We start from the raw sequence: 24,423 nt of genomic DNA on the forward strand, positions 1-24,423 counted from the left end.
GGTCCGGGTTGTCAGTGGGGCGGTCCACAATGGAGCTCGTCAGATCCCGTTCATGCCCCGGCAGACACTGTGAAGGAGTCGCAGCAGCGATGGCCCGCCGCAGCACGAAGACCCCGCCGCCAGACGACTTCGAGGAGCGCATCCTCGACATCGACGTCGTCGACGAGATGCAGGGCTCCTTCCTCGAGTACGCGTACTCGGTGATCTACTCCAGGGCCCTGCCGGACGCCCGCGACGGCCTCAAGCCCGTACACCGCCGCATCGTCTACCAGATGAACGAGATGGGGCTGCGCCCCGACCGCGGCTATGTGAAGTGCGCCCGCGTCGTCGGCGAAGTCATGGGTAAGTTGCACCCCCACGGCGACGCATCGATCTACGACGCCTTGGTGCGCCTGGCCCAGCCCTTCTCGATGCGCCTGCCCCTGGTGGACGGCCACGGCAACTTCGGCTCGCTGGGCAACGACGACCCGCCGGCCGCCATGCGGTACACCGAGTGCCGGATGGCCGACGCGACCTCCCTGATGACGGAGTCGATCGACGAGAACACGGTCGACTTCTCACCGAACTACGACGGCCAGGAGCAGGAGCCGGGCGTCCTCCCGGCCGCGTATCCGAACCTGCTGGTGAACGGCGCCTCGGGCATCGCGGTCGGTATGGCCACGAACATGCCGCCGCACAACCTCGGCGAGGTGATCGCCGCCGCCCGGCATCTGATCCGGCACCCCGGCGCCGATCTCGAGACCCTCATGAAGCACATCCCGGGGCCCGACCTGCCCACGGGCGGGCGGATCGTCGGCCTCTCCGGGATCAGGGACGCATACGAATCGGGCCGCGGCAGCTTCAAGATCCGCGCGACGGTCTCCGTGGAGCACGTGACGGCGCGCAGGAAGGGCCTCGTCGTCACGGAGCTGCCCTTCACCGTGGGCCCGGAGAAGGTGATCGCCAAGATCAAGGACCTGGTCGGCGCCAAGAAGCTGCAGGGCATCGCCGACGTCAAGGACCTCACCGACCGCTCGCACGGCCTGCGCCTGGTCATCGAGATCAAGAACGGCTTCGTGCCGGAGGCCGTCCTGGAGCAGCTCTACAAGCTGACGCCCATGGAGGAGTCCTTCGGCATCAACAACGTCGCGCTGGTGGACGGCCAGCCCCTCACGCTGGGCCTCAAGGAGCTCCTGGAGGTCTACCTCGACCATCGCTTCGAGGTGGTGCGGCGGAGGTCGGAGTTCCGCCGCGGCAAGAAGCGGGACCGGCTGCATCTGGTCGAGGGTCTGCTGGTCGCCCTCCTGGACATCGACGAGGTCATCCGCCTCATCCGCTCCAGCGACAACTCCGCACAGGCCAAGGAGCGCCTGATCGAGCACTTCTCGCTGAGCGACGTCCAGACGCAGTACATCCTGGACACCCCGCTGCGCCGGCTCACCCGGTTCGACCGCATCGAGCTGGAGTCGGAGCGCGACCGGCTCAACCTGGAGATCGAGGAGCTGACCCGCATCCTGGAGTCGGACGCCGAGCTGCGCAAGCTGGTGTCGGGCGAACTGGCCGCGGTGGCCAAGAAGTTCGGCACCCCGCGACGTACGGTGCTGCTCGAGTCCTCGGGAGCCACCGCCACGGCCGTACCTCTGCAGGTGGCCGACGATCCGTGCCGGGTACTGCTGTCGTCGACGGGACTTCTCGCCCGTACGGCGAACGGTGACCCCTTCGGGGAGAGTGACGGCAAGCGCGCCAAGCACGATCTGATCGTCTCGGCCGTCCCGGCGACGGCCCTGGGCGAGGTCGGCGCGGTCACCTCGGCCGGACGCCTGCTGCGGATGAACGTGATCGACCTGCCGCAGCTGCCCGAGACGACCGCGGCGCCCAACCTGGCCGGAGGAGCGCCGATTTCGGAGTTCCTCACCCTGGAGGCCGACGAGGACGTCGTCTGCCTGACCACGCTCGACGAGTCCTCGCCGGGTCTGGCGCTCGGCACACAGCAGGGTGTGGTCAAGCGTGTGGTGCCCGACTACCCGTCCAACAAGGAGGAGTTGGAGGTCATCACGCTCAAGGAGGGCGACCGGATCGTCGGCGCGGCCGAGCTGCGCACGGGCGAGGAGGACCTCGTCTTCATCACCGATGACGCCCAACTGCTGCGCTACCAGGCCTCCCAGGTCCGCCCGCAGGGCAGGCCCGCGGGCGGCGTGGCGGGCATCAAGCTCATCGAAGGGGCCAAGGTGATCTCCTTCACCGCCGTCGACCCGGCTGCGGACGCGGTGGTCTTCACGGTGGCCGGCTCGCGCGGCACGCTCGACGACTCGGTCCAGACGACCGCAAAGCTGACGCCCTTCGACCAGTACCCCCGCAAGGGCCGCGCCACGGGCGGTGTGCGCTGCCAGCGCTTCCTGAAGGGCGAGGACTGCCTCAGCCTGGCCTGGGCCGGCCCCGCTCCTGCCCAGGCCGCGCAGAAGAACGGCACACCGGCCGACCTGCCGGAGATGGACCCGCGCCGCGACGGCTCGGGCGTCTCGCTGCCGAAGACGGTGTCGGTGGTGGCGGGACCGGTCTGATCAGGCCTCGGGGCCCGATTGCACGGGCTCCAGGCTCTGCTCCCGCGCGTCTGGATCTTGTACGTAACGGAGGACGCCCCACATGCTGTGCTCGTCGGCGTGTGGGGCGTCCTCCTTGCACGCCTCCAACTCCTTGCCGAGCGCGGGGGCGTCGATGCCGGAGCCAATGAGGACGAGCTGGGTGCGGCGCTCCTCGCCGGGCGCCCAGGCCTCCGGGTAGAACCGCAGGAACCGGCCCACGGCATGCACGGCGTACCGGTTGCGCATGTCGGCCGCACCGAAATCGACGTACCCCTTGATGCGATAGAGGCCCTCCGGCCTACTGTCGAGGAAGTCCATCAACCGGCGCGGCCCGAGCGGCACTTCAGAGGTGAAGGCGAGGGATTCGTAGGCGGAGTGCAGGTGTCCGGAGTGCTCGCGGCCATCCTCATGGGCGTGCTCATGAAGGTCGTCGAAGGACAGCTGCCCGATCCGCTCCGTTGACGGTTTGCAGTCGAAGAGGAGCTCCGGGTCGATCCGCCCGTACGTGGCGGGGACGACGGCGGCACGGTCCGTCAGCGTCCGGACGAGTCGGAGTACACGCTCAGGCTCCTCGGACCGGTCCGCCTTGTTGACGACGACGAGATCGGCGATGCCGAGATGCCGGTCGATCTCGGGATGCTTCTGCCTCGTGTCGTCGAACTCGGCGGCGTCGACGACCTCCACGAGCCCGCCGTAGACGACGCGCGGGTTCTCACTGGCGAGCAGCATCCGCACGAGCTCCTGCGGCTCGGCGAGACCGCTCGCCTCGATGACGATGACGTCGATACCGGCGGAGGGCTGGGCCAGCCGCTCCAGGAAGACGTCGAGTTCGCTCGCGTCGACCGCGCAGCACAGGCACCCGTTCCCGAGGGAGACGGTCGAGTCCCCGAGCGCCCCGGCGACCGCCATCGCGTCGATCTCGATCGCCCCGAAGTCATTGACGACGGCCCCGATACGGCTGCCCCCGCTGCTGTGCAGGACGTGGTTGAGCAGCGTGGTCTTGCCGGACCCGAGGAAGCCCGCGAGGACGACGACCGGGATCTGCTGGGGGCTGGCAGGACTCAACGCGCGACCTCTCTCACACCGATGCGTGCACCGGCTCGTGGACCGGCTCTCGTTACGAGGATTGAATGCCGACTCAGGATACGAGCCGGTGGAAACCCCGCGAAGTGAACGATTGTTAGCGGCGTTCAGGGGGCACACGTTGGACATGGCGCCAGGAAACGCGACCCGCGCTTCCCCCTGTGCGCCCTCTTAGCCGCCTCCCAGCCGATCAGAGCCGCTCGGCACCCTGGAAGACGGCAAGCGCGCCGCCCACCCGCTCGCCGGTCCGTTCCCTGTCGACCCGCACCCGACGACCGGCGGACGGTCGCCTGATTCGGGGGTTGACATGGCCACACAGAGTACGTTGAAGGGGTGGCTTTCTGCCGCCCGGGGAAGGCTCGTGTCCGCGGCCGGGGTCGTCGCAGAGGCGGGGACACGGCACCGAAGGCGTGCCGCACTGACCGAGCAGCACCGGCTCCATTTCGACCTGCTCTGCAAGGCCATGGTCGACCCTGCCCTCGCCGCGGTCCTCAACACGTACGAAGTCGACATCGCTCCTGAGAAGCAGCGGCAGTACCTCTTCGCCAACGCCCTCTACACCAACGCTCTGTACTTCCACCGGATCGGTGCCCTGACCCGGCGAGAGCTCCACGGACACCTCCGCATCATGTGCCAGAACAGGATCTTCCAGGAGTACTGGGCGGCGACCCAGCACCACCGGGAGAGCCTGCCGGACTCGTCGGAAGAGGCCGAACTCGGTCAGATGATGGACGACTTGATGCAGGAACAGGCTGATTCCGACACCGACGAATGGTGGGTCGTGGGGGCACCGCCCGAAGAAACCCCTTGATCCCACACGCTGCCGTTCTCCCCCGACGCTCACGGCTTCCGCGCATGCCCGTCAGCCATCGTTGCGTCACTCGGGTCCCGGAAGCCGCTTATCACCCAAACGCCCCATGTCTGTCAAGTGGCCAGGCAGAAATCACTCGTCTCGTGCACTGTTTCAAGTCCCACCAGCAACAGAAAACGAATATTGTGGCGCCTGCCCGCGGGCACACTCCGGCGCACACCCGCGCGCCCGAGACTCCCCCTCCAGCGAACACCCCCGCTTGGAGATCACCACCCTTCCGACGAACACCCATGCTCGAAGATCGCCACGCTCCGACGAACACCTCACTCGGAGATCCACTTCCACTTCCCTCTCCCTCCGAGGACTACTCGGAGAGCCCTCACCACTCCGAGTAAGGCTGGTACCTATCCGTGAAGATCGTGCGACGCGTCGGGGCTTCACCACGCGAGCGAGGCAGCGCCACTGGTCAGTCATGCCCCGATATCTTCGAGCTCAGTGATGGCCGCTTCGCCGTCATTGGGACCGAGGCTACGGATGCGCTCGACGGCGAGCTTCCGCCCGACGCCGCACGGGCTGACTATGAACGGATCGTGGTCATCACGCGCGAGACTCTGGTACGCGCAAAGGCAGACATTCCAGACGCCTGAGAACGGGCGATCCGCGGCGCGATCGCTCCAGTCGACGCAGAAGCTACAGAGACCTCGAGAACGAGCTCCGATCGGGCATCCCGCCTACACGGTTGAGACGCCTTCAGCCCGGCATCAACGCGATGCCGGGCTTTCCCTGTGCCCGTCCGGGCCGGCCCGGGTTTTCCGCGCCGCGTGCCGGGAAGTATTCGGCGGACTCCGGGGAGGGATCGGTGGCGAGTAGTCCTTTATGGCGTTCGGCAGCGCGGATCTCCGCCTGGTTGGCCACGGCCGTTGCCGGACTCCTCCTCGTGGGAGCCGCTTCCATCGTTGTCAGCGGCTGGCTGATCGACGGCGTCGAGCGGGTGAACGGCAGTCAGCGGGCCGCCGCCGAACGAAGCGATCTGGGCGACTACTTCGGCGCCGCCAGTGCGGTCTTCTCAGGCCTGGCCCTGCTCCTGCTCGTCACGACGCTTCTCTTCCAGCAGCGGGAACTCCAGTTGCAGCGTAAGGAGCTGTCCCTCCAACGCGATGAGTTGGCGGCATCTCGTGCCGAACTCCGCAGGAGTGCCGCGGCGGATATGCGCAGCCTTCACGTTCAGCTGACGCACATGTCGATGGACGACCCCTCTCTCGCTGAAGTCTGGAACGACTACCCGGGCCAATCCCACTCCGTAATACGCCAACATCTCTTCGCCAACCTCACCTTCAGCCACTACGTGCTCGTCTACGGGTGGGGAGGTATCACAGAGGCCGAACTGCTCATTCATGCGCGGTCACTGGTCCAAAGCCCCGCGTTCCGCCGCTATTGGAGCGCGTCTCGTGCTGCGAAGGCCTCCCTACCGCCAGACAGCGACGAGGCGCGGCTCTTTCGGATCTTCGAGCGAGCGATCAACGAAGCAACGACGGGCGGAACACCTCCGCCGTAGGCCCTGCAACTCTGGCCCGGTAGCCCCGAAAGTCCCACAGGCAACTCAGGTTAGGCTTACCTCCGTGAGTACCTGCACGAAGGTCTCCCGGGACCTGGACGAGCCCCTTGCGGGGACTGCCGCCACCGCGCGGACGTGGCTGCTGCTGGAACAGCCCGGGCCCTGGGGTGCCAGAGCGCTGACCTCGAGCCATCTGGATCCGGACCTCGGCCGCGCTCTGGAGAGGGCAGCGGAGGGCACCGGCGTACGCATCGCGCTGATCCGACGCCCGGGACGGCATGCCGACTGCCACACAGCTGCCGAGCGCAAGGTGTACGCGGCCCACACCGCTCCAGGAAACGTATGGCTGCACAGCGCCACAACGTCAGACCCCGAGCAGCTGCTCGAACTTGACTTCGCCGCACTGGGCGGAGGCGCATCCGGCACCTTCGACACCGTTCTCGACGGCCGCCCCCACACTGGCGACCCCCTCGCCCTCGTCTGCACCAACGGCAAGCGCGACCGCTGCTGCGCCCTCCTCGGCCGCCCCCTCGCCGCCGAACTCGCCGCCTCCGGAGTGGACGGCGCATGGGAGGTCACCCACTTGGGAGGCCACCGATTTTCGCCGACCTTGCTCGTGCTGCCGTTCGGCTACGCGTACGGGCGCGCGGAGGCACACGCCGTCAAGGAGGTACTCCAGGGCGTACGGGAAGGGCGTGTGGTCACCGAAGGGTGCCGCGGGAGCTCCGCCTGGGAGCGCCCCGGCCAGGCGGCCGAGCTGGCGGTCCGCACGGCGGCCGGCGAGGAGGCCGCGGACACGCTGACGGTCGTCCGCACGGACGGCACCGCGCCGCGCTGGGAGGTGACCGTCGCCCACACCGACGGCCGCATCTGGCGCGTGACCGTCGCCCAGGGCGCCTCGCTGCCGCCCCGCCAGGAAAGCTGCGGCTCGGCCCTCGGCTCCCCGGCCCGGATGGACGTACTGGCGATACGCGAGCTCTCCCGTCCGGCCGCGGCGAGCCTCGTAGCTCCCTGATCACGCCTCGCTCAAGAGATCCACGCCACACCCCTACGGCACGGCATGCTCGCCCCCGTACCGTCATAGGCATGAGTCCCACTCCCCCTGCCCGACGACTCCGCCTCGGCATGCCGAAACGGATGTTTTCGCAGGTGCTGCTGATGCAGGTGGCGATCGCCGCCGGAGTCGCCGTGCTCGCGACCGGGCTGTTCCTCGCTCCGCTCAGCGACCAGCTCGATGACCAGGCGATGCGCCGCGCCCTCGCGATCGCGCAGACCACGGCCGCGCAGCCGCAGTTCGCCGAGGACCTGGCGTCGACGCGGCCCACGGCCGACGGACCCGTACAGGCCGAGGCGGAGCGGATCCGGAAGGCCAGCGGGGCCGAGTACGTCGTGGTGATGAACACGGACGGCGTCCGCTGGTCGCACACCGACCCCGAACGGATCGGCGGCAAGGTCTCGACCGACCCCGGCAAGGCCCTGGCCGGCCAGGAGGTCATGGAGATCGACAGCGGGACGCTGGGCCGCTCGGCCCGCGGCAAGGTGCCGTTGCGCAACGCCGCGGGCGACATCATCGGCGCGGTCTCCGTCGGCATCGAGTACGACAGTGTGCGCGCCCGGCTCCTCAACGCGATCCCGGGCCTCTTCGCGTACGCGGGCGGGGCCATGGCCGTCGGTGCGCTGGCCGCGTATCTGATCTCCAGGCGAGTCCAGCGGCAGACCCGCGACCTGGCCTTCTCGGACATCGCCGCGCTCCTCGCGGAACGCGAGGCGATGCTGCACGGCATCAGGGAGGGCGTCGTCGCCCTGGACCGCGGTGGCAGGATCCGGCTCCTCAACGACGAGGCTCAGCGCCTACTGGGCATCGGCGACGAGGTGGTCGGGCAGCCGCTCGACGAGGCCCTCGGCGAGGGACGTACGACCGATGTACTGGCCGGACGCGTCACCGGCACCGATCTGCTCACCGTCCGCGGTCAGCGCGTCCTGGTCGCCAACCGGATGCCCACCGACGACGGCGGCGCCGTCGCCACGTTGCGCGACCGCACCGAACTGGAGCAGCTCGGCCGCGAACTCGACTCCACCCGCGGCCTGATCGACGCCCTGCGCGCCCAGGACCACGAGCACGCCAACCGTATGCACACGCTCCTCGGTCTGCTGGAGCTGGAGATGTACGACGACGCCGTGGAGTTCGTCGGTGAGGTGGTCGGCGACCACAGGGTCACCGCGGAACAGGTCACCGAGAAGATCCACGACCCGTTGCTCGCCGCCCTGTTGGTCGGCAAGGCCACCGTCGCGGCGGAGCGCGGAGTGGCACTGTCGATCTCGGACAGCACGCTGTTCCCCGACCAGTTGATCGATCCACGTGGACTCGTCACGATCGTGGGCAACCTGGTCGACAACGCGCTCGACGCCGTCGCAGGCGAGCAGCACGCGCGCGTGGAGGTCGAATTGCGCGCGGAGGGGCGTACGGCAGTGCTCAGGGTGCGGGATACCGGGCCCGGAATCCCCGCCGAACAACGCGAGTTGGTCTTCACCGACGGATGGTCCACCAAGAAGCCTCCAGCGCACGGAAAGCGCGGAATCGGCCTCTCCTTGGTGCGTCGGCTCGCCGAGCGGCAGGGCGGCAGCGCGCGGGTCGCCGAGGCGGATGGCGGGGGCGCCGAGTTCACCATCGTGCTGCCGGATGCGCTGGCGGAGCCGGGACTCACGCCGGAGCCCGGACGGGCCGACGCCAGGTACGAGACGCGGCAAGCCGCCGTGGCAGGCACCACGGCCACCAAGGAGGAGTCGCGATGATCGAGGTGCTGGTCGTGGACGACGACACCCGGGTCGCCCGAGTCAACGCCGCCTACGTCGAGAAGGTCGCGGGCTTCCATGTCGCCGGCCAGGCGCACTCCGCGGCCGACGCGCTGCGGCAGGTGGAGGCGCTGCCGCAGCTGGATCTGGTGCTCCTGGACCACTATCTGCCCGACGAGACGGGACTCACCGTCGTACAGGAGATGCGGCGGCGCGGCCACCAGACCGACGTGATCATGGTGACCGCGGCCCGTGACGTCTCCACGGTCCAGGCGGCCATGCGGCAGGGCGCGCTCCAATACCTGGTCAAACCGTTCGCCTTCGCCGGACTGCGCGCCAAGCTGGAGGCGTACGCGACCTTGCGCCGGACCCTCGACGGCGGAGGCGAAGCCGAACAGGCCGAGGTCGACCGGATCTTCGGCGCCCTCTCCGCGGGTTCGGAGCCGAATCTGCCCAAGGGCCACTCCCCCACCACCGCACAGGCCGTACGCCAGGCGCTGCTGAGCGCCGAAGGCCCTCTGTCGGCCCAGGAGATCGCGGAACGCACGGGGCTCAGCCGGCAGACCGCCCAGCGCTATCTGAAGCTCCTGGAGCGCACCGGGAGGGCGACGCTGAGCCTCAAATACGGCGACGCGGGCCGCCCGGAGCACCGTTACGTCTGGGCGACCCGCGCCTGAGGGCACGACCGAGGTACGGGAGTCGCGACCGCGCCCACCTCAGCACAGCTGTCAGGGGAGGCCAGCCGTGCGAGGAAACTCGGCCCGCGGCCTGCTTCTTCACCAACTCTGCGTCTGAGCACCTGCCTTGCGACCGTAGAGGTGCCGTGTGCAAGAGCAGCAGTCTTGTGACCGCAAGGCCTTCTTCTGCTCGCAAAAGCGTGTTGTGCTCGTTTCGCGCGCGCTACAACACTGGAGCCGGAGCAACGGGCCCGACGCAGCCCTAGCTCGGGGAGAGAGGCCCGATGATTGACGTCCTGGTCGTGGACGACGACTTCCGTGTCGCCGAGATCAACGCCCAGTTCGTGGGCAAAGTGCCCGGCTTCCGGGTCACCGCCCGCGCGCACACCGCGGCTCAGGCCCTGGCCACGGTGGCCCGCGAACCCGTCGACCTCGTACTGCTCGACCACTATCTGCCCGACCGTACAGGTCTCGAACTCGTACAGCAGATGCGGGAACTCGGCCACGACAGCGACGTCATCATGATCACTGCGGCCGGTGATGTGGAGACCGTACGGGCCGCGATGCGCCTCGGCGCCCTGCACTATCTGGTCAAGCCGTTCACCTTCGCCGCGCTGCGCGCCCGACTCGACTCGTACGCCGCCCTGCATCGCACCGTCGAGCGGGTCGAGGGCCAGGGTGTGGCAGGCCAGGAGCAGGTCGACCGGATCTTCGGCGCGCTGCGTACGACGCCCGCCGCCTCCTCGCCCGGCCTGCCCAGCGGCCACTCGGAACCCACCACGGACCTGATCTGCAAGGTCCTGCACGACGCCGACCGTCCGCTGTCGGCCCACGAGGTAGCAGCCCGAACCGGCCTAAGCCGCTCCACAGCCCAGCGCTACCTCCGCCACCTGGAACAGGCCGGCCGCCTCCGCCTAACCCTCAAATACGGCGACACAGGCCGCCCAGAGCACCGCTACGCGTGGGTGGCCCCCTGAGGCACGTGGCCGCTTGGGGCGCCTAGGCGGACTGTCGAGTCGGTGAGTTCCCCGCGCCCCTTAAAGGAGGCCGCAGGCCCCTTTAAGGGGCGCGGGGAACTGCGCGACAAGCCACAACGAACCCGCAGCTTGAAACCTGCCCCACCCAGCGGAGCGCTCACGCATCGATGCGAGAACGGTCCAACGTAGCCGCCGAGTTAGAGATGAACTCCTTGCGCGGAGCCACCTCGTTCCCCATCAGCAAGTCGAAGACCTGCTCCGAGGCCTCGAGGTCGGAGATGTTGATCCGACGCAGCGTGCGGTGCCGCGGGTCCATCGTGGTCTCTGCAAGCTGGTCGGCGTCCATCTCGCCGAGGCCCTTGTAGCGCTGGATGGAGTCCTTGTAGCGGATGCCCTTGCTCTGGAACTCCAGCAGCTTGTCGCGCAGTTCGCGGTCCGAGTACGTGTAGACGTACTTGTCCTGGCCCTTCTTCGGCTGGGTCAGCTCGATGCGGTGCAGCGGCGGAACCGCGGCGAACACCCGGCCCGACTCGACCATCGGCCGCATATAGCGCTGGAAGAGCGTGAGCAGCAGGATGCGGATGTGCGCGCCGTCGACATCGGCGTCGACCAGAAGGATGATCTTGCCGTAGCGTGCCGCGTCGATGTCGAACGTCCGGCCGGACCCGGCACCTATGACCTGGATGATCGCCCCGCACTCGGCGTTCTTGAGCATGTCCGAGATGGACGCCTTCTGGACGTTGAGGATCTTGCCGCGGATCGGCAGCAGTGCCTGGAACTCGGAGTTCCGCGCGAGCTTGGCGGTGCCGAGCGCGGAGTCTCCCTCGACGATGAACAGCTCACTGCGCTCCACGTCGTCACTACGGCAGTCGGCGAGCTTCGCGGGCAGCGACGAGGACTCCAGTGCCGTCTTCCGGCGCTGCGCGTCCTTGTGCTGACGGGCCGCGATACGCGTGCGGGCCGCGGCGACCGCCTTCTCCAGGACGACGCGAGCCTGTGCGGCCGTGTCCCGCTTCGTGGACGTCAGGAATGCCTTGAGCTCCTTGGAGACGACGTTCGTCACGATGCGACGGGCCGCCGAGGTGCCGAGCACCTCCTTGGTCTGGCCCTCGAACTGCGGCTCGGCGAGGCGCACCGTGACCACCGCGGTGAGGCCCTCCAGGGCGTCGTCCTTGACGATGTCGTCCTCGGCGACGCGCAGCATCTTCTTCGTGCGCAGCACCTCGTTGACCGTCCTGGTGACGGCCTGCTCGAAGCCCGCGACATGGGTGCCGCCCTTGGGCGTGGCGATGATGTTGACGAACGACTTGAGCGTCGTGTCATAGCCGGTGCCCCAGCGCAGCGCGACGTCGACGCCGAGCTCTCGGGTGACCTCGGTGGGCGTCATCTGGCCGTGGTCGTCCAGAACCGGGACCGTCTCCTTGAAGATGCCCTGTCCAGAGAGGCGGAGGACGTCGCAGACGGGCTTGTCGTTCGCCAGGTACTCGCAGAACTCGCTGATGCCTCCGTCGAAACGGAAGGACTCCTCGCCCTTGCTGCCACCCTCGCCGAGCCCGTACTCATCGCGGACGACGATCGTCAGTCCGGGCACCAGAAAGGCCGTCTGGCGGGCGCGCTGGTGCAGCGTGTCCAGGGAGAGCTTGGCGTCCTTGAGGAAGATCTGGCGGTCGGCCCAGTAGCGCACGCGCGTGCCGGTGCGGGTCTTGGGGATCCTCTTTAGCTTGCGCAGACCGGCCGAGGCGTCGAACGTCGCGTCCGGACCGGCCCCCGTGAAGGCACCGGGCGTGCCGCGCCGGAAGCTCACGGAATGCGTGTGCCCATTGCGATCCACCTCGACGTCCAGGCGGGCCGACAACGCGTTCACCACCGAGGCACCCACGCCGTGCAGGCCGCCGGAAGCCGCGTACGAACCGCCGCCGAACTTGCCGCCGGCGTGCAGCTTGGTCATCACGACCTCGACACCGGAGAGGCCCGTTTTGGGCTCCACGTCTACGGGGATGCCGCGGCCGTTGTCCCGCACCTCTACCGAGGCGTCGTCGTGCAGGATCACCTCGATGTGGTCGCAGTACCCGCCCAGGGCCTCGTCCACGGAGTTGTCGATGATCTCCCAGAGGCAGTGGAGCAGACCGCGGCTGTCGGTCGACCCGATGTACATGCCCGGGCGCTTCCGCACGGCCTCGAGCCCCTCGAGGACGAGCAGGTGCCGCGCGGTGTAGTTGGAACCGTCCCGGTCTGCTCCGGTCAGCAGCGCTGTGGACGGCACGGACGTCTCGGCGGTCACGCGGTTCGCTCCTCGCTGAATTTCAAGTGGGGCCCTTTAGGGTAAGGACCGGCTTCGGTCGCCGGTCCGAGGGTACCGAGGCCTGGTAGAGCCGTTGTAACGCCACCCTCGTCTGAGACTCAGGGTAGTCCAGCGTCGCATGCCTGTTCGATCCCTCGATGGAGTGAAGTACATATCACGTTCCCTTCCAGGCATGAACCATTTAGGCTCCGGGCACGTCCTCATGAACAACCGGCAACCCAGCCGGGAGGACTTGACCCTGACAGACAGCGCGAACCCGTAAAGATACAAAGACACGCAATACGGCTCATTCGCCGCCAACCGGCAGCAGACAGCCGACTCGGATCGAGATTTTTTCCGAGGCAGAGTCCCGAGCGGGAACGTTTTGGGCCTGGTTGGATGTTGACCCTGGTACGACAGCTCGTCGAGCTAGAGAAGAGGCGACGTGACTACTGTTCTGACCCCCGCGAGCCCGCTGACGGCCGCTGACCGCTGCGACCGTTGCGGCGCCCAGGCATATCTGCGCGTCGTCCTCCTCAGCGGTGGTGAACTGCTCTTCTGTGCCCACCACGGGCGCAAGTTCGAGCCGGAACTCAAGAAGATCGCCGCTGAGATACAGGACGAGACGGAGCGGCTGACGGCCGCCCCGGCAAGCGCCAACGAAGAAGAGCGCTGACACTTCGCATCCACGACGAGCCAGCACGGCACAGGCCGGTGACCGGGCGGCTGTCCCTGGCAACAGGGGCAGCCGCCCGTAGTCATGCCCGGTCGGCCCGAACAACCCAGCAGGCCACCACGCCTGTACGTTCCAGCCGAAGACCGTGCCTGTACGTCCCTGTCGCCCGTCGTGGCTGCACCTCTCAGCTGACGACCGTGCCAGTACGTGCCGGTCGTCAGCCATGGCTGTACGCCCCTGTCGCCGACCGTGACTGTGACGTACTCGTCAGCGGCCCGCGTCCAACTCCGTGACGACGCCTGAGACCCGCGTATAGACCCCTGGGCTCTCGGCCCGTCCGCAGCCGTTCCCCCACGACACAAGGCCGATCAGCCGCCCCTGGGCGACCAGTGGCCCACCGCTGTCCCCCTGACAGGCATCCTGGCCACCACCCAACTCCCCGGCGCACAGCATGGAGTCGGCCAGATACTTCCCTTCCGCACTGTCCGGATACGCCTCCTCACAGACGGCGTCGGACAGTACCTCCACCCGGGCTGCCCGCAGAGCGTGTGCGAAGTCACCATTGCCCGTCGTATCGCCCCAGCCGTAGACCACAGCGTCCGTACCGGGCCGGTAGACCGCGTCATCGGAGCCCGCCATGCGAATCACCGAGCTCTCCGGCAGCGGCTCGGCAAGAGTGAGCACAGCGAAGTCACCGGCGTTCGTGTAGCTGTCGTACGCCGGGTTGACCCGGACCGCGCGCACCGGGATCTCCCTGCCCTCGCCCCCCAGCAGATCCCCGCGCCCGGCGATCACCTTCAGATCGTGGATCTGCCGCAGTGGTGCGCCAAGCGTTTCCTTGCCCAGACAGTGGGCTGCGGTCAGCACGGTCGAGCGGCCGATCACCGCGCCCCCGCAGAACTGCCCGCCCCGCGTACCCCCGAACCGGTCACGACTCGCCAGCGCCACCGTCCAGGGGCTCTGAGAGGCCTCGACGGGATAACCGCCGATGACGATCCTGTCGGCAGCCGCCGGAGTGGTGGATGCCAGCGGTATCACGGCCGCCATGGCCGTGAGAGCCAGCGCTCGTACATAGGGCCGACGCATAAGCGCTCCTCACTCTGAGGTGGTCATGGAAAACCCAGAGTGATTCACGAGGCAGTGGCGCGCACTCCACGCACACCGAGGGCCCGGTCCCCTGTGCGGGAGTCCGGGCCCTGGGTGACGTACGGCAGGATCTAGTCGAGGTAGTCGCGCAGGACCTGCGAGCGCGACGGGTGACGCAGCTTCGACATCGTCTTGGACTCGATCTGGCGGATGCGCTCGCGCGTGACGCCGTACACCTTGCCGATCTCGTCGAGGGTCTTCGGCTGACCGTCGGTGAGACCGAAGCGCATGGAGACTACGCCCGCCTCACGCTCGGACAGGGTGTCGAGAACGGAGTGCAGCTGCTCCTGGAGGAGCGTGAAGCTGACCGCGTCGGCCGGGACGACGGCCTCGGAGTCCTCGATGAGGTCACCGAACTCGCTGTCGCCGTCCTCGCCCAGCGGCGTGTGCAGGGAGATGGGCTCGCGGCCGTACTTCTGGACCTCGATGACCTTCTCCGGGGTCATGTCGAGCTCCTTGGCCAGCTCCTCCGGGGTGGGCTCGCGGCCCAGGTCCTGGAGCATCTGACGCTGCACGCGCGCGAGCTTGTTGATGACCTCGACCATGTGCACCGGGATACGGATGGTGCGGGCCTGGTCGGCCATGGCGCGGGTGATCGCCTGACGGATCCACCAGGTGGCATACGTCGAGAACTTGTAGCCCTTGGTGTAGTCGAACTTCTCGACCGCGCGGATCAGACCGAGGTTGCCCTCCTGGATGAGGTCCAGGAAGAGCATGCCGCGGCCGGTGTAGCGCTTGGCCAGGGAGACCACCAGACGGAGGTTGGCCTCCAGGAGGTGGTTCTTGGCGCGGCGGCCGTCCTCGGCGATGATCTCCAGCTCGCGCTTGAGCTTGGGGGCGAGCTTGTCGGCGTTGGCCAGCTTGTCCTCGGCGAACAGGCCGGCCTCGATGCGCTTGGCGAGCTCGACCTCCTGCTCGGCGTTGAGGAGCGGGACCTTGCCGATCTGCTTGAGGTAGTCCTTGACCGGGTCGGCCGTGGCACCAGCGGCGGCGACCTGCTGCGCAGGCGCGTCGTCCTCGTCCTCGTCCGACAGGACGAAGCCCTGGGCGCCGTCCTCGGCGGGCTCTTCGGCACCGGGCTTGGCGGTGCCCGGGGTCTCCTCGACCGCCTCTTCGTCGATCGCCTCGACGTCGTCCTTCTTGGCGGCGGTCTTCTTGGCCGGCGCCTTCTTGGCGACGGCTTTCTTTGCGACGGCCTTCTTGGCGGTCGCCTTCTTGGCAGCGGCCTTCTTGGCGGGAGCGTCCTCGGCGGGAGCGTCGACGGCAGGCATCGCCGGAGCTGCGGTGGCGGTGGCCTGCTCGGCCGTCGCCGTGTTCGCCGCAACCGTCTTGGTGGCGGTGCGCTTGGCCGGACTCTTCGCTGCGACGCTCTTTCGTGTGCGCTTGGGCTCCGCGGCACTGACCATCAGCGTCACACCCTCTTCCTCGAGGATCTGGTTGAGGCTGCGCAGTACGTTCTTCCACTGAGTGGCCGGAATCTGGTCAGCTTCGAAGGCCCGACGCACGTCATCGCCGGCGATCTGCCCCTCAGCCTTTCCCCGCTCAATGAGCGCCATGACAGAGACGGACTCGGCGATCTCCGGCGGGAGCGTACGGGATGTGCTGGCCGACACGAACAACCTCTCGGAACGTTGGAAAGCGGCTTCCGGCCCCGTCCACTGTGGACCGGAGCCGACGACCGTCGACTGGGGGATGAGCCAACGGCGCGGGCGGGGGCCGCGAAGATGCACAGCGCCATGAACGGCGTCCGTATTCCCTCGTCGGCTGTCACCTCTTAGGTCATCGCGCTGTTCCCAGGAGTGTTACGCCCAATCTGCGTGGCCCGAGTCACACCCCATAAGCGTCTAAATGCGATCAGACACGTTCAAAGGTGGTCAATCTGGTGGCGCAAGGCTTCCTCATACCGCCGGACTCTGCCGGATCCCAGAGGGATCCGGCAGAGTCCGGCGGCAGGGTGCGGCAGAGTCCGGCGGCGGATCGGTCGCCGACCGCGCGGGACCGGGCGAGGGGACACGCCCCCGACTACTCCTCGGTGCGCGGTCAGTGCTCGCGCGGGGCGGGCACCACCCGCTCCACCTCGGGGTGGACGGTGAGCAGTTGACGCATGGCGGACTCGGCCGCCGCTCCATCACCGGCGGCCAGGGCGTCCACGATCCGGGCGTGGTGCGCGAGGGAGATCTCGTTCGGCCGGTCGCAGCCGGCGACCGGGCCGCCGGAGACCTGGAGGGCTGCCGACACGATTCCGGAGAGGTGCTCCAGCATGCGGTTGCCGGCGACCTGGATGAGGAGCGAGTGGAACTCCGCGTCGGCGCGCGAGAAGGTGAGGGCGTCGCCCTGCGCCATGGAATGCCCCATGATCTCGACCATGTCGGCGAGCCGCTGCTGCACCTCCTCGCGTCCGTGTCCGGCGGCGAGGCGGGCGGCCAGCGGCTCGATCGTCCAGCGCAGCTCGCTCAGCTCGCGCCGCTGATCGTCGCGCTGCGGTCCGTAGGCCCGCCACTCGATGATGTCCGGGTCGAGGAGGTTCCAGTCACTGACGGGCCGTACCCGTGTGCCGACATTGGGGCGGGCACTGACCAGGCCCTTGGCCTCGAGGACGCGGAGTGACTCACGGACGACGGTGCGGGAGACCTCGAACCGCTGGCCGATCTCCTCAGGGACGAGCGGGCGGTCTGCTCCGAGGTCGCCGGAGACGATCATCTGACCCAGCTGTTGGACGAGTTGGCCGTGCAGGCCGCGGCCGCGGGAGCCCGCGGCCCGCCTGCCCACGCGGCCCAGCTCAGGGTCCGTGCCCTCCCACGCGGGGGCGCCGACGCGATTGGCGCCGGGGGCCTCCGCGTAGGGGTAGCGGTCGAGTTCGCCCGGGCCGGCCAGGCCGGAGTCTGCGGAGCGGGCGGCGGTCATCATGGTGTGCGCAAGGGTACTCACGCATCCTTTGTCGGCGTCGCCCTCAACTGCCTTGAGGTCTTTGGTGAAAAGCACACGAAAGGGTGATCGCTCACCCCATCGCAATTGACGCCTTATCGGAAAGAAATGGGCGTTCACCGAGGAGTTGTGCGCATCGGGGAACGCCTGTGCCGCTCAGAACGACCACCGGAACCTGCCTCGCACGGTCGTGAACAGGTACGTGCAGAGCAGGACGGTGAGCGACAACACCAGTGCACCGCCGACGGGTTGGGTGATCACCCGGACTCCTGCGGCCAGATATCGCTCGCCGCCGAAGGGCCACTGCATCAGCACGAACTCCCGTAGTCGGGTCGAAAACCCGGTCGCGGTCCGCACGGACTGTCCCTCCAGGAACTTGTGCACCAGGGGTACGACGACGATCGGTACCGCGAGAACGGCCGCGAGTCCGGCGGTCGTCGACCGGAAGACGCCCGCGCCAAGCACGCCTGCCCAGGCGCAGCCCACCGTGAGGCCGATCCAACTGGCGCTCAGCGAAAGCCAGTCGGCGGGAACTCCGGCGATCTCCCGTCCGTAGATGATGTAGAGCAGTTCGGCGTCCACACCCACCGTGAGGATGGCCAGGATCAGCGCGGTGGCGGCGGCGACGAGGAGTTTGGCGGCGAGCAGTCCCAGGCGGCGGGGGACGGTGCCGCGGTCCGCGGCCAGGGCGGGGTGGCGGAACTCGTCGCCGAAGGCGACGGCGCCGAGCAGCCCCGCGCCGAGCGCCGCGGGCGGCAGCGGGAACTGCTGCGGCCACGCGGCGAGCAGCCGCGGCTGCGGCGTGTGTCCCACCCGTGTCAGGAGTACGGCGGTGACGGCGGAGGTGACGAGCACGGCTGCCGCGGTGAGGTAACCGGTGCCGACTCCTGCCGCGCGGCGCAGTTCATAACGCAGGGGACGCAGCGGGTTGCGGCCTTGGCGGACCGTGATGGGGGGCGGGAGGGGGGACAGGTCATCCGCGTTCTCCGCCTCGGCCGGCCGCGGCGACTCCTCGGCCTCCTGAGGATCATCCGCGGGCGGACGGGCGACCGTGGCCGTGGGCCCCATGTCGCCGATTTCGTCAGCCAGTTGATGTACGAGGATGCCGTGGCGGTATGCGGTTTCGCCGACGTCGGCACAGGTGCTGCCGTACACCGAGAGGCGGTTGCCGTCCTCTGGCACGACTTCGACGGAACGCCGTGTGGCGCGAGCCTCCTTGGCCAGGCGGGCGGCGAGCCGGGCGGCGTGAGGGCTGCGCACGGCGACGCGGGGACGGAGCCGGGTACGGGCGAAGTCGGCGACCTCCTGGTCGGCTACGAGCTTGCCCTCCTCGATCGTGACGACCCGGTCGGCGTTCCGCGCGGCCTCCTTCGGGTCGTCCGTGGTGAAGAGCACGGTGCCGCCTCCGGCTGCATACGCGCGCAGAACTCCGTGCAGCCAACGGCTTTCACGGACCGAGAGCCCGTCCGTAGGGGCATCCAGAACGAGCGTGTGCGGATCGGCCAGCAGCGCGCAAGCAAGGCCCAGACGACGGTCCATACCCCGCGAGAGCGTGCCGAGGCGTTCGTCGCGCAGGCTGACGAGGCCCACCACTTCGAGGACTTCGTCGGCGCGACGCACGGGCACGCCCACGGCGGCGCACAGCATGCGGAGTTGACCACGGACCGTGCGTGCCGGATGACCCGGCACCTCTCCGAGGAGCACACCCACTTCGCGTGCGGGATGGGGGATGCGGTGCAGCGGCCGACCTCTGAAGCGGGTGATTCCGCGGCCCTGTTGGAGCTCGAGCATCAGCCTCAGCGCCGTCGTCTTGCCCGCGCCCGGAGCTCCGAGAAGCGCCGTGACGCGTCCCGGGTGCGCCTCGAAAGACAGGTCGTCGACGGCGGGCGGGAGCTCCTTGCGGGGGCTGCTGGTCAGTCCGATGGCCTGGATCACCCAAGGCAAGATAGCGCGATATGTACGGTTTTTCGGGCACCCTGACACCGGCCGGGAACGGCCCCCGCACCGGCAGAGCTGACGCCTGTGTCAGACCTCGGGGCGCAGCATCGGCGGATTGAGCAGTGTGGCGCCGCCCGCGCGGAAGAGCTGAGCGGGGCGGCCGCCCTGCCGGGTGGTCGTTCCTCCGGTGGGCACCAGGAAGCCGGGAGTGCCGGTCACCTTCCGGTGGAAGTTGCGGGGGTCGAGCGCCACGCCCCACACCGCCTCGTACACACGACGCAGCTCGCCGACGGTGAACTCGGTCGGGCAGAAGGCAGTGGCCAGCGACGAGTACTCGATCTTGGAGCGGGCGCGCTCCACGCCGTCGGCCAGGATCTGCGCGTGATCGAAGGCGAGCGGTGCCGCCTGTTCGCCGTCGCGGCCGTACCCGCCCCGCTGGAGCAGCTCCTCGACGGGGGCCCAGCGAGCGCTGTTCGCGTCGCCGCCCGCCCTGGGCGCGGGCAGATCGGGGGCGAGCGCGAGGTGGGCGACGCTGACGACCCTCATCCTCGGGTCACGCTTGGGGTCGCCGTAGGTGGCGAGCTGCTCCAGATGCGCACCGTTGTCCTGCGCGGGGGCGTCCGGGTCGTGGGCACACAGCCCGGTCTCCTCGACCAGTTCCCGCGCGGCGGCCTGCGCGAGGTCCTCGTCGGGCCGCACGAATCCGCCGGGCAGCGCCCACCGCCCCTGAAACGGAGGCTCGCCCCGCCGTACCGCCAACGCGCACAGAGCATCGCGACGCACGGTCAATACGACCAGGTCAACGGTGACGGCAAAGGGCGGGAAGGCTGACGGGTCGTAGGGCATGTCGCGATCATAGTCGTCTGCCTGACGATAAGCACTCCTTTCGCCGGTCACCGGGACGACTGATCCACTCCGCCCCGATACGGACGTCATGGGAGGCCACCGGCTCCGGATCCCACCCGGTCCTATGAGCCCTGACTCCCAGATGCACCCTCTTGACCACTTCCACGACGGCAGAGGGTGCGCACCCGAGCCCGGTCCATCCCCGGATCGTCACCCATGGCAGCCGGAACCAACCCTGAAACCAGGCCGCTATCAATGCCCCGTACCTCTCCCCCATCCTCATGTGTCGCTCCTTGATTCCCGACGTCCGGCTCCTCGCCGGAACCGGGAAGGGGCACCCTTGCTGTCGCCGCTCCGGCCTCGTCCGTCCGTCGCGGTAGAGCCCTCGGCGGCAGGCCGAGGGCGGCGCGTACCTCCCAGCCCGGTGGGACGCCGGTTCGGATGGCTGGTGGGGCCGCCTGTGGACCGCGTCCTGCGTCGGCGACGGGGCGCCGTCCGCGTCGGGGCTGCCGGGGTCTGGCCGGACGGACTGTCGGAGCCGGCCCGCGGCGCCGAGGCAGCGCTCGCTTCGGATCCCGCCACCGCACCCCCGCGATCGGCACGTTCCTTCCGAAGGCACCGGCGGATCGACTCGGGATCCAGCCCCTCGTTGCACGCCTGGTGCAGCAGGCGCGCGAAGAGATATCCGGGGTCCGCGCCGAGCGCCATCGCAAGGGCTTCTCGGGCTTCCAGCTCGTCGCCGGTGGACCAGGCGACCCATCCGGCAAGGGTGAGCGGCGCCGCGGCGTGCTCTCCGTACGCACCGACACAGCGCCGGGCCAGGGCGCGCCACAGGCGCAATGCCGGGCCCGCCTCGTCACCCTCCATCCACTCCGCCGCCCTGTCGCGCGTTCCGCGGTCCTGGAGGCCGAGGATCAGGGTGGCCGCTTCGTCGTGGGCCAGTAGCTCGTCATCGCGGAGGTCCGCCGGAAGCGTGCCGGACAAGGGTGGGACGTCGGCGAACCGCCGCAGGAGCCGGTCGGCCAGTTCCAGGGTCTGGTCCGCCACGTCCGCGCGGCTCTCGTCGTCCAGGATCCTGGGAATGAGCGCCACGCTCACGGCATTCAGCGCGGACTCCTGCTCCAGCGCCGCCGCGGTCTCCCACGGACTGAGCCTTGCCCTCAACTCCTTCAGTGAGCCGCGTACTTGGAGTCCGGCGTACGTCGCTGCGGCAGCCAGGACCGATGTGCCGGGCAGGCCCATGGGCGTACCGCCGGAAGGGCAGCACTCTTCACTCGGACAGACATAAGACCACCAGCGGTTGTCCGAGATGCACAGTGCCTCGACCACGGGGACGTCGAGAGCACCGCATGCCGTGCGCAGCAACTGTGCCAGCGGGCGCAGGCGCGACATGACCTCCCACCCGGACTCATTGACCCTGGGGTCCTGACAGAGGAAGGCCACCATGCTCTCGACCGGCGCGCCCCTGCGTTCGCTTCCCGTGATGAGGCCCTGCGCCAACTGCTCGGCCACGGCCGGCCAGTCGTCCTCGTTGCCAGGGATACCGAGGCGTGCTCGCCCGCCGAACCGGCCCCGCCCGTCCCGGTCATGCAGGGCTACGAGCACGATGCTGTCCTCGGGCCGATACCCGAGCAAGTACGGCAGCGCATCGGCCAGTTCGGCCGGAGTCCGGAGCGTGACCTGGTGCTCGGCGCACGGAATACCGTCCGCCCCGCTCCCCGCACCAGCGGCACCTCCCTCCGCGTGATCTTCCCTGTGGCCGCCGTGCCCGTTCCCTTCCCCACGCTCGTCGTGCCCGCTGATGTCACCGTTGCCGGAAGTCCCGGCGGCTTCGCTGTGATTCGTCATGTGGTGACCATCCCGCGAATTCCGAAATCCCGCTTTGACCTGTGGATAACCATGATCATGATCGCGTCAGAAGTTATCCACAGTTCGGCGGACGCGTTCGCGCGATGTCCGACCCATCGGGTTGCATGGGGTCATGACCAATGAAGACCTGCGCACAGCGGCCGATACCGTACTCGCCCGCCTCGTCGGCGCCGGGGCGGGCGACGCCCGGCTGCGCGAGGACCAGTGGCGAGCCATCGAAGCACTCGTCGCCGACAAGCGCAGAGCCCTGGTCGTGCAGCGCACCGGCTGGGGAAAGTCCGCGGTGTACTTCGTCGCGACGGCGCTCCTGCGTGAGCGGGGCGCGGGCCCCACGGTCATCGTCTCCCCGCTCCTCGCGCTCATGCGCAACCAGGTCGAGGCGGCGGCGCGCGCCGGGATCCGCGCGCGGACGATCAACTCGTCCAACACGGAGGAGTGGGACTCGATCCAACACGAGGTGGCCGCAGGTGAGGTCGATGTGCTCCTGGTGAGCCCGGAGCGGCTCAACAACCCCGACTTCCGCGACCAGGTACTGCCGAAGCTTGCCGCAGCGACCGGCCTCCTTGTGGTCGATGAGGCGCACTGCATCTCCGACTGGGGCCACGATTTCCGGCCGGATTACCGCAGACTGCGCACCATGCTCGCCGATCTCCCGCCGGGCGTACCGGTCCTGGCCACCACCGCGACGGCCAACGCGCGCGTGACGGCCGATGTGGCCGAGCAGCTCGGCACCGGTGGCAGTACCGACGCGCTCGTCCTGCGCGGCCCGCTGGACCGGGAGAGCCTGAGCCTCGGCGTGCTGCGGCTGCCGGACGCCGCTCACCGGATGGCCTGGCTCGCCGAGCACCTCGGCGAGCTGCCCGGCTCCGGAATCATCTACACGCTCACGGTGGCCGCGGCCGAGGAGGTCACCGCGTTCCTACGACAGTGCGGGCACCCAGTGGCGTCGTACACCGGGAAGACGGAGAACGCGGACCGGCAGCAGGCCGAGGAGGACCTGCTCGCCAATCGCGTGAAGGCCCTGGTCGCCACATCCGCGCTGGGCATGGGCTTCGACAAGCCCGACCTGGGCTTCGTGGTGCACCTGGGGTCGCCGTCTTCTCCGATCGCCTACTACCAGCAGGTGGGACGGGCAGGGCGCGGTGTGGACCATGCCGAGGTGCTGCTTCTGCCGGGCAAGGAGGACGAGGCGATCTGGCAGTACTTCGCCTCGATCGCCTTCCCTCCGGAGGAGCAGGTGCGGCGCACGCTGGATGCCCTCGCGCAGGCGGGCCGGCCGCTCTCGCTGCCCGCGCTCGAACCGCTGGTTGAGCTGCGCCGGTCCCGGCTGGAAACGATGCTCAAGGTCCTGGACGTGGACGGCGCGGTCCATCGCGTCAAGGGTGGCTGGATCTCCACGGGCGCCACATGGACGTACGACACCGAGCGCTATGCCTGGGTCGCCAAGCAGCGGGCCACTGAGCAGCAGGCGATGCGTGACTACGTGACGACGACCGGCTGCCGAATGGAGTTCCTGCGGCGGCAGCTGGACGATGAGGGGGCGGCCCAGTGTGGCCGCTGTGACAACTGCGCCGGACCGCGGTTCGCGGACACGGTCTCCCCAACCGCTCTGGACTCGGCGCGTGGTGAGCTCGGCCGCGCGGGTGTCGAGGTGGAGCCCCGGAAGATGTGGCCGACGGGTCTGCCCTCGATAGGTGTCGACCTGAAGGGGCGCATCCCGGCAGGCGAACAGGCGGCGACCGGGCGGGCGTTGGGACGGCTCTCGGACATCGGCTGGGGCAACCGGCTGCGGCCGATGCTGGCGCCTCAAGCGCCGGACGGGCCTGTTCCGGACGATGTCGCGAAGGCCGTCGTTGGAGTACTGGCCGACTGGGCGAAGGGGCCCGGCGGCTGGGCCTCAGGGAGCCCCGACGCACAGCCGCGCCCGGTCGGCGTCGTCACCATGGCCTCGCACAGCCGACCGCAGCTGATCCAGTCGCTCGGAGCTCGGATCGCCGAGATCGGACGCCTTCCACTGCTGGGGTCCCTGGAGTACGCCACTGGAGTTGAGGCAGCTCCGGCTTCCAGGAGCAACAGCGCGCAGCGGCTCAAGGCGCTCGACGGGGCGCTGGCCGTGCCGCCCGCCCTGGCCGAGGCCCTCGCGGAGGCCCAAGGCCCCGTACTGCTCGTGGACGATCTGACCGAGACCGGCTGGACGCTCGCGGTGGCCGCACGCATGCTCCGGAGAACCGGTGCGCAGGGGGTGTTGCCACTGGTGCTCGCCGTGCAAGCGTGATGCAAGTGCC

Annotated in this window: 19 protein-coding genes; 10 read left to right on the top strand and 9 right to left on the bottom strand. The window is 68.9% G+C overall.

What is annotated here, in order from left to right; genetic code table 11:
• Positions 1 to 89: 89 nt before the first annotated feature.
• Positions 90 to 2,540, top strand: coding sequence for a DNA gyrase/topoisomerase IV subunit A (locus tag ACQEVY_RS12135; RefSeq protein ID WP_432947700.1), 2,451 nt, complete (start codon positions 90 to 92; stop codon positions 2,538 to 2,540).
• Here ACQEVY_RS12135 and ACQEVY_RS12140 read toward each other — a convergent pair whose 3' ends face one another.
• Entirely contained in the window at positions 2,541 to 3,626 is a 1,086-nt protein-coding gene (locus tag ACQEVY_RS12140; protein ID WP_432947702.1) for a CobW family GTP-binding protein, read from the bottom strand.
• A 325-nt stretch (positions 3,627 to 3,951) separates the two neighbouring features.
• On the opposite strand from ACQEVY_RS12140, the gene ACQEVY_RS12145 reads away from it, so the two are divergent.
• Both ACQEVY_RS12145 and ACQEVY_RS12150 read left to right on the top strand, forming a co-directional pair.
• Complete coding sequence (locus tag ACQEVY_RS12145) at positions 3,952 to 4,455, top strand: DUF6082 family protein (protein WP_432947704.1); 504 nt, start codon at positions 3,952 to 3,954, stop codon at positions 4,453 to 4,455.
• A gap of 410 nt (positions 4,456 to 4,865) precedes the next feature.
• Positions 4,866 to 5,102, top strand: a complete 237-nt coding sequence (locus tag ACQEVY_RS12150; protein WP_432947706.1) for a hypothetical protein — start codon at positions 4,866 to 4,868, stop codon at positions 5,100 to 5,102.
• Between the two features lie 103 nt (positions 5,103 to 5,205).
• Here the strand turns inward: ACQEVY_RS12150 and ACQEVY_RS12155 are convergent, their stop codons facing one another.
• A complete protein-coding gene (locus ACQEVY_RS12155; protein WP_432947708.1) occupies positions 5,206 to 5,370 on the bottom strand; it encodes a hypothetical protein in 165 nt (54 codons plus the stop codon).
• Positions 5,371 to 5,392: 22 nt separating this feature from the next.
• Here ACQEVY_RS12155 and ACQEVY_RS12160 point away from each other — a divergent pair, with 22 nt between their 5' ends.
• From ACQEVY_RS12160 to ACQEVY_RS12180, 5 genes are all read left to right on the top strand, one after another.
• Entirely contained in the window at positions 5,393 to 6,010 is a 618-nt protein-coding gene (locus tag ACQEVY_RS12160) for a DUF6082 family protein (RefSeq protein WP_432947710.1), read from the top strand.
• 64 nt (positions 6,011 to 6,074) lie between these two features.
• The gene (locus ACQEVY_RS12165; RefSeq protein WP_432947712.1) at positions 6,075 to 7,025 is read left to right on the top strand and encodes a sucrase ferredoxin; all 951 of its coding nucleotides are present in this window, start codon (positions 6,075 to 6,077) and stop codon (positions 7,023 to 7,025) included.
• A gap of 71 nt (positions 7,026 to 7,096) precedes the next feature.
• A complete protein-coding gene (locus ACQEVY_RS12170) occupies positions 7,097 to 8,803 on the top strand; it encodes an ATP-binding protein (protein ID WP_432947714.1) in 1,707 nt (568 codons plus the stop codon).
• The gene (locus ACQEVY_RS12175; RefSeq protein WP_432947716.1) at positions 8,800 to 9,480 is read left to right on the top strand and encodes a response regulator; all 681 of its coding nucleotides are present in this window, start codon (positions 8,800 to 8,802) and stop codon (positions 9,478 to 9,480) included. Before ACQEVY_RS12170 ends, ACQEVY_RS12175 begins: the two co-directional genes overlap by 4 nt.
• 284 nt (positions 9,481 to 9,764) lie before the next feature.
• The gene (locus ACQEVY_RS12180) at positions 9,765 to 10,457 is read left to right on the top strand and encodes a response regulator (protein ID WP_432947718.1); all 693 of its coding nucleotides are present in this window, start codon (positions 9,765 to 9,767) and stop codon (positions 10,455 to 10,457) included.
• Between the two features lie 157 nt (positions 10,458 to 10,614).
• Here the strand turns inward: ACQEVY_RS12180 and ACQEVY_RS12185 are convergent, their stop codons facing one another.
• Complete coding sequence (locus ACQEVY_RS12185; RefSeq protein WP_432947720.1) at positions 10,615 to 12,738, bottom strand: DNA gyrase/topoisomerase IV subunit B; 2,124 nt, start codon at positions 12,736 to 12,738, stop codon at positions 10,615 to 10,617.
• Between the two features lie 445 nt (positions 12,739 to 13,183).
• Here ACQEVY_RS12185 and ACQEVY_RS12190 point away from each other — a divergent pair, with 445 nt between their 5' ends.
• Positions 13,184 to 13,414, top strand: a complete 231-nt coding sequence (locus tag ACQEVY_RS12190) for a DUF7455 domain-containing protein (RefSeq protein WP_165255467.1) — start codon at positions 13,184 to 13,186, stop codon at positions 13,412 to 13,414.
• A gap of 267 nt (positions 13,415 to 13,681) precedes the next feature.
• Here the strand turns inward: ACQEVY_RS12190 and ACQEVY_RS12195 are convergent, their stop codons facing one another.
• The 6 genes from ACQEVY_RS12195 to ACQEVY_RS12220 all read right to left on the bottom strand — a co-directional run bounded on the left by ACQEVY_RS12195 (position 13,682) and on the right by ACQEVY_RS12220 (position 22,117).
• Complete coding sequence (locus ACQEVY_RS12195; protein WP_432947722.1) at positions 13,682 to 14,500, bottom strand: S1 family serine peptidase; 819 nt, start codon at positions 14,498 to 14,500, stop codon at positions 13,682 to 13,684.
• 131 nt (positions 14,501 to 14,631) lie between these two features.
• Positions 14,632 to 16,173 carry an RNA polymerase sigma factor gene (locus ACQEVY_RS12200; RefSeq protein ID WP_432947724.1) on the bottom strand — a complete coding sequence of 514 codons (1,542 nt, stop codon included), beginning with the start codon at positions 16,171 to 16,173 and terminating at the stop codon, positions 14,632 to 14,634.
• A gap of 427 nt (positions 16,174 to 16,600) precedes the next feature.
• Positions 16,601 to 17,488, bottom strand: coding sequence for a FadR/GntR family transcriptional regulator (locus tag ACQEVY_RS12205; RefSeq protein WP_432947726.1), 888 nt, complete (start codon positions 17,486 to 17,488; stop codon positions 16,601 to 16,603).
• A 153-nt stretch (positions 17,489 to 17,641) separates the two neighbouring features.
• Positions 17,642 to 19,420: an ABC transporter ATP-binding protein gene (locus ACQEVY_RS12210; protein WP_432947728.1), complete on the bottom strand. Its 1,779-nt coding sequence runs from the start codon at positions 19,418 to 19,420 to the stop codon at positions 17,642 to 17,644.
• A 90-nt stretch (positions 19,421 to 19,510) separates the two neighbouring features.
• On the bottom strand, positions 19,511 to 20,269 hold the full coding sequence (locus ACQEVY_RS12215) for an NUDIX hydrolase (protein WP_165339202.1): 759 nt from the start codon (positions 20,267 to 20,269) through the stop codon (positions 19,511 to 19,513).
• A gap of 279 nt (positions 20,270 to 20,548) precedes the next feature.
• Entirely contained in the window at positions 20,549 to 22,117 is a 1,569-nt protein-coding gene (locus tag ACQEVY_RS12220) for a DUF4192 domain-containing protein (RefSeq protein WP_432947731.1), read from the bottom strand.
• A gap of 133 nt (positions 22,118 to 22,250) precedes the next feature.
• On the opposite strand from ACQEVY_RS12220, the gene ACQEVY_RS12225 reads away from it, so the two are divergent.
• The gene (locus ACQEVY_RS12225) at positions 22,251 to 24,413 is read left to right on the top strand and encodes a RecQ family ATP-dependent DNA helicase (RefSeq protein WP_432947733.1); all 2,163 of its coding nucleotides are present in this window, start codon (positions 22,251 to 22,253) and stop codon (positions 24,411 to 24,413) included.
• The last annotated feature ends 10 nt before the right edge of the window (positions 24,414 to 24,423 follow it).

The organism is Streptomyces sp. CA-288835 (assembly GCF_050936385.1).
Classification (GTDB): domain Bacteria; phylum Actinomycetota; class Actinomycetes; order Streptomycetales; family Streptomycetaceae; genus Streptomyces.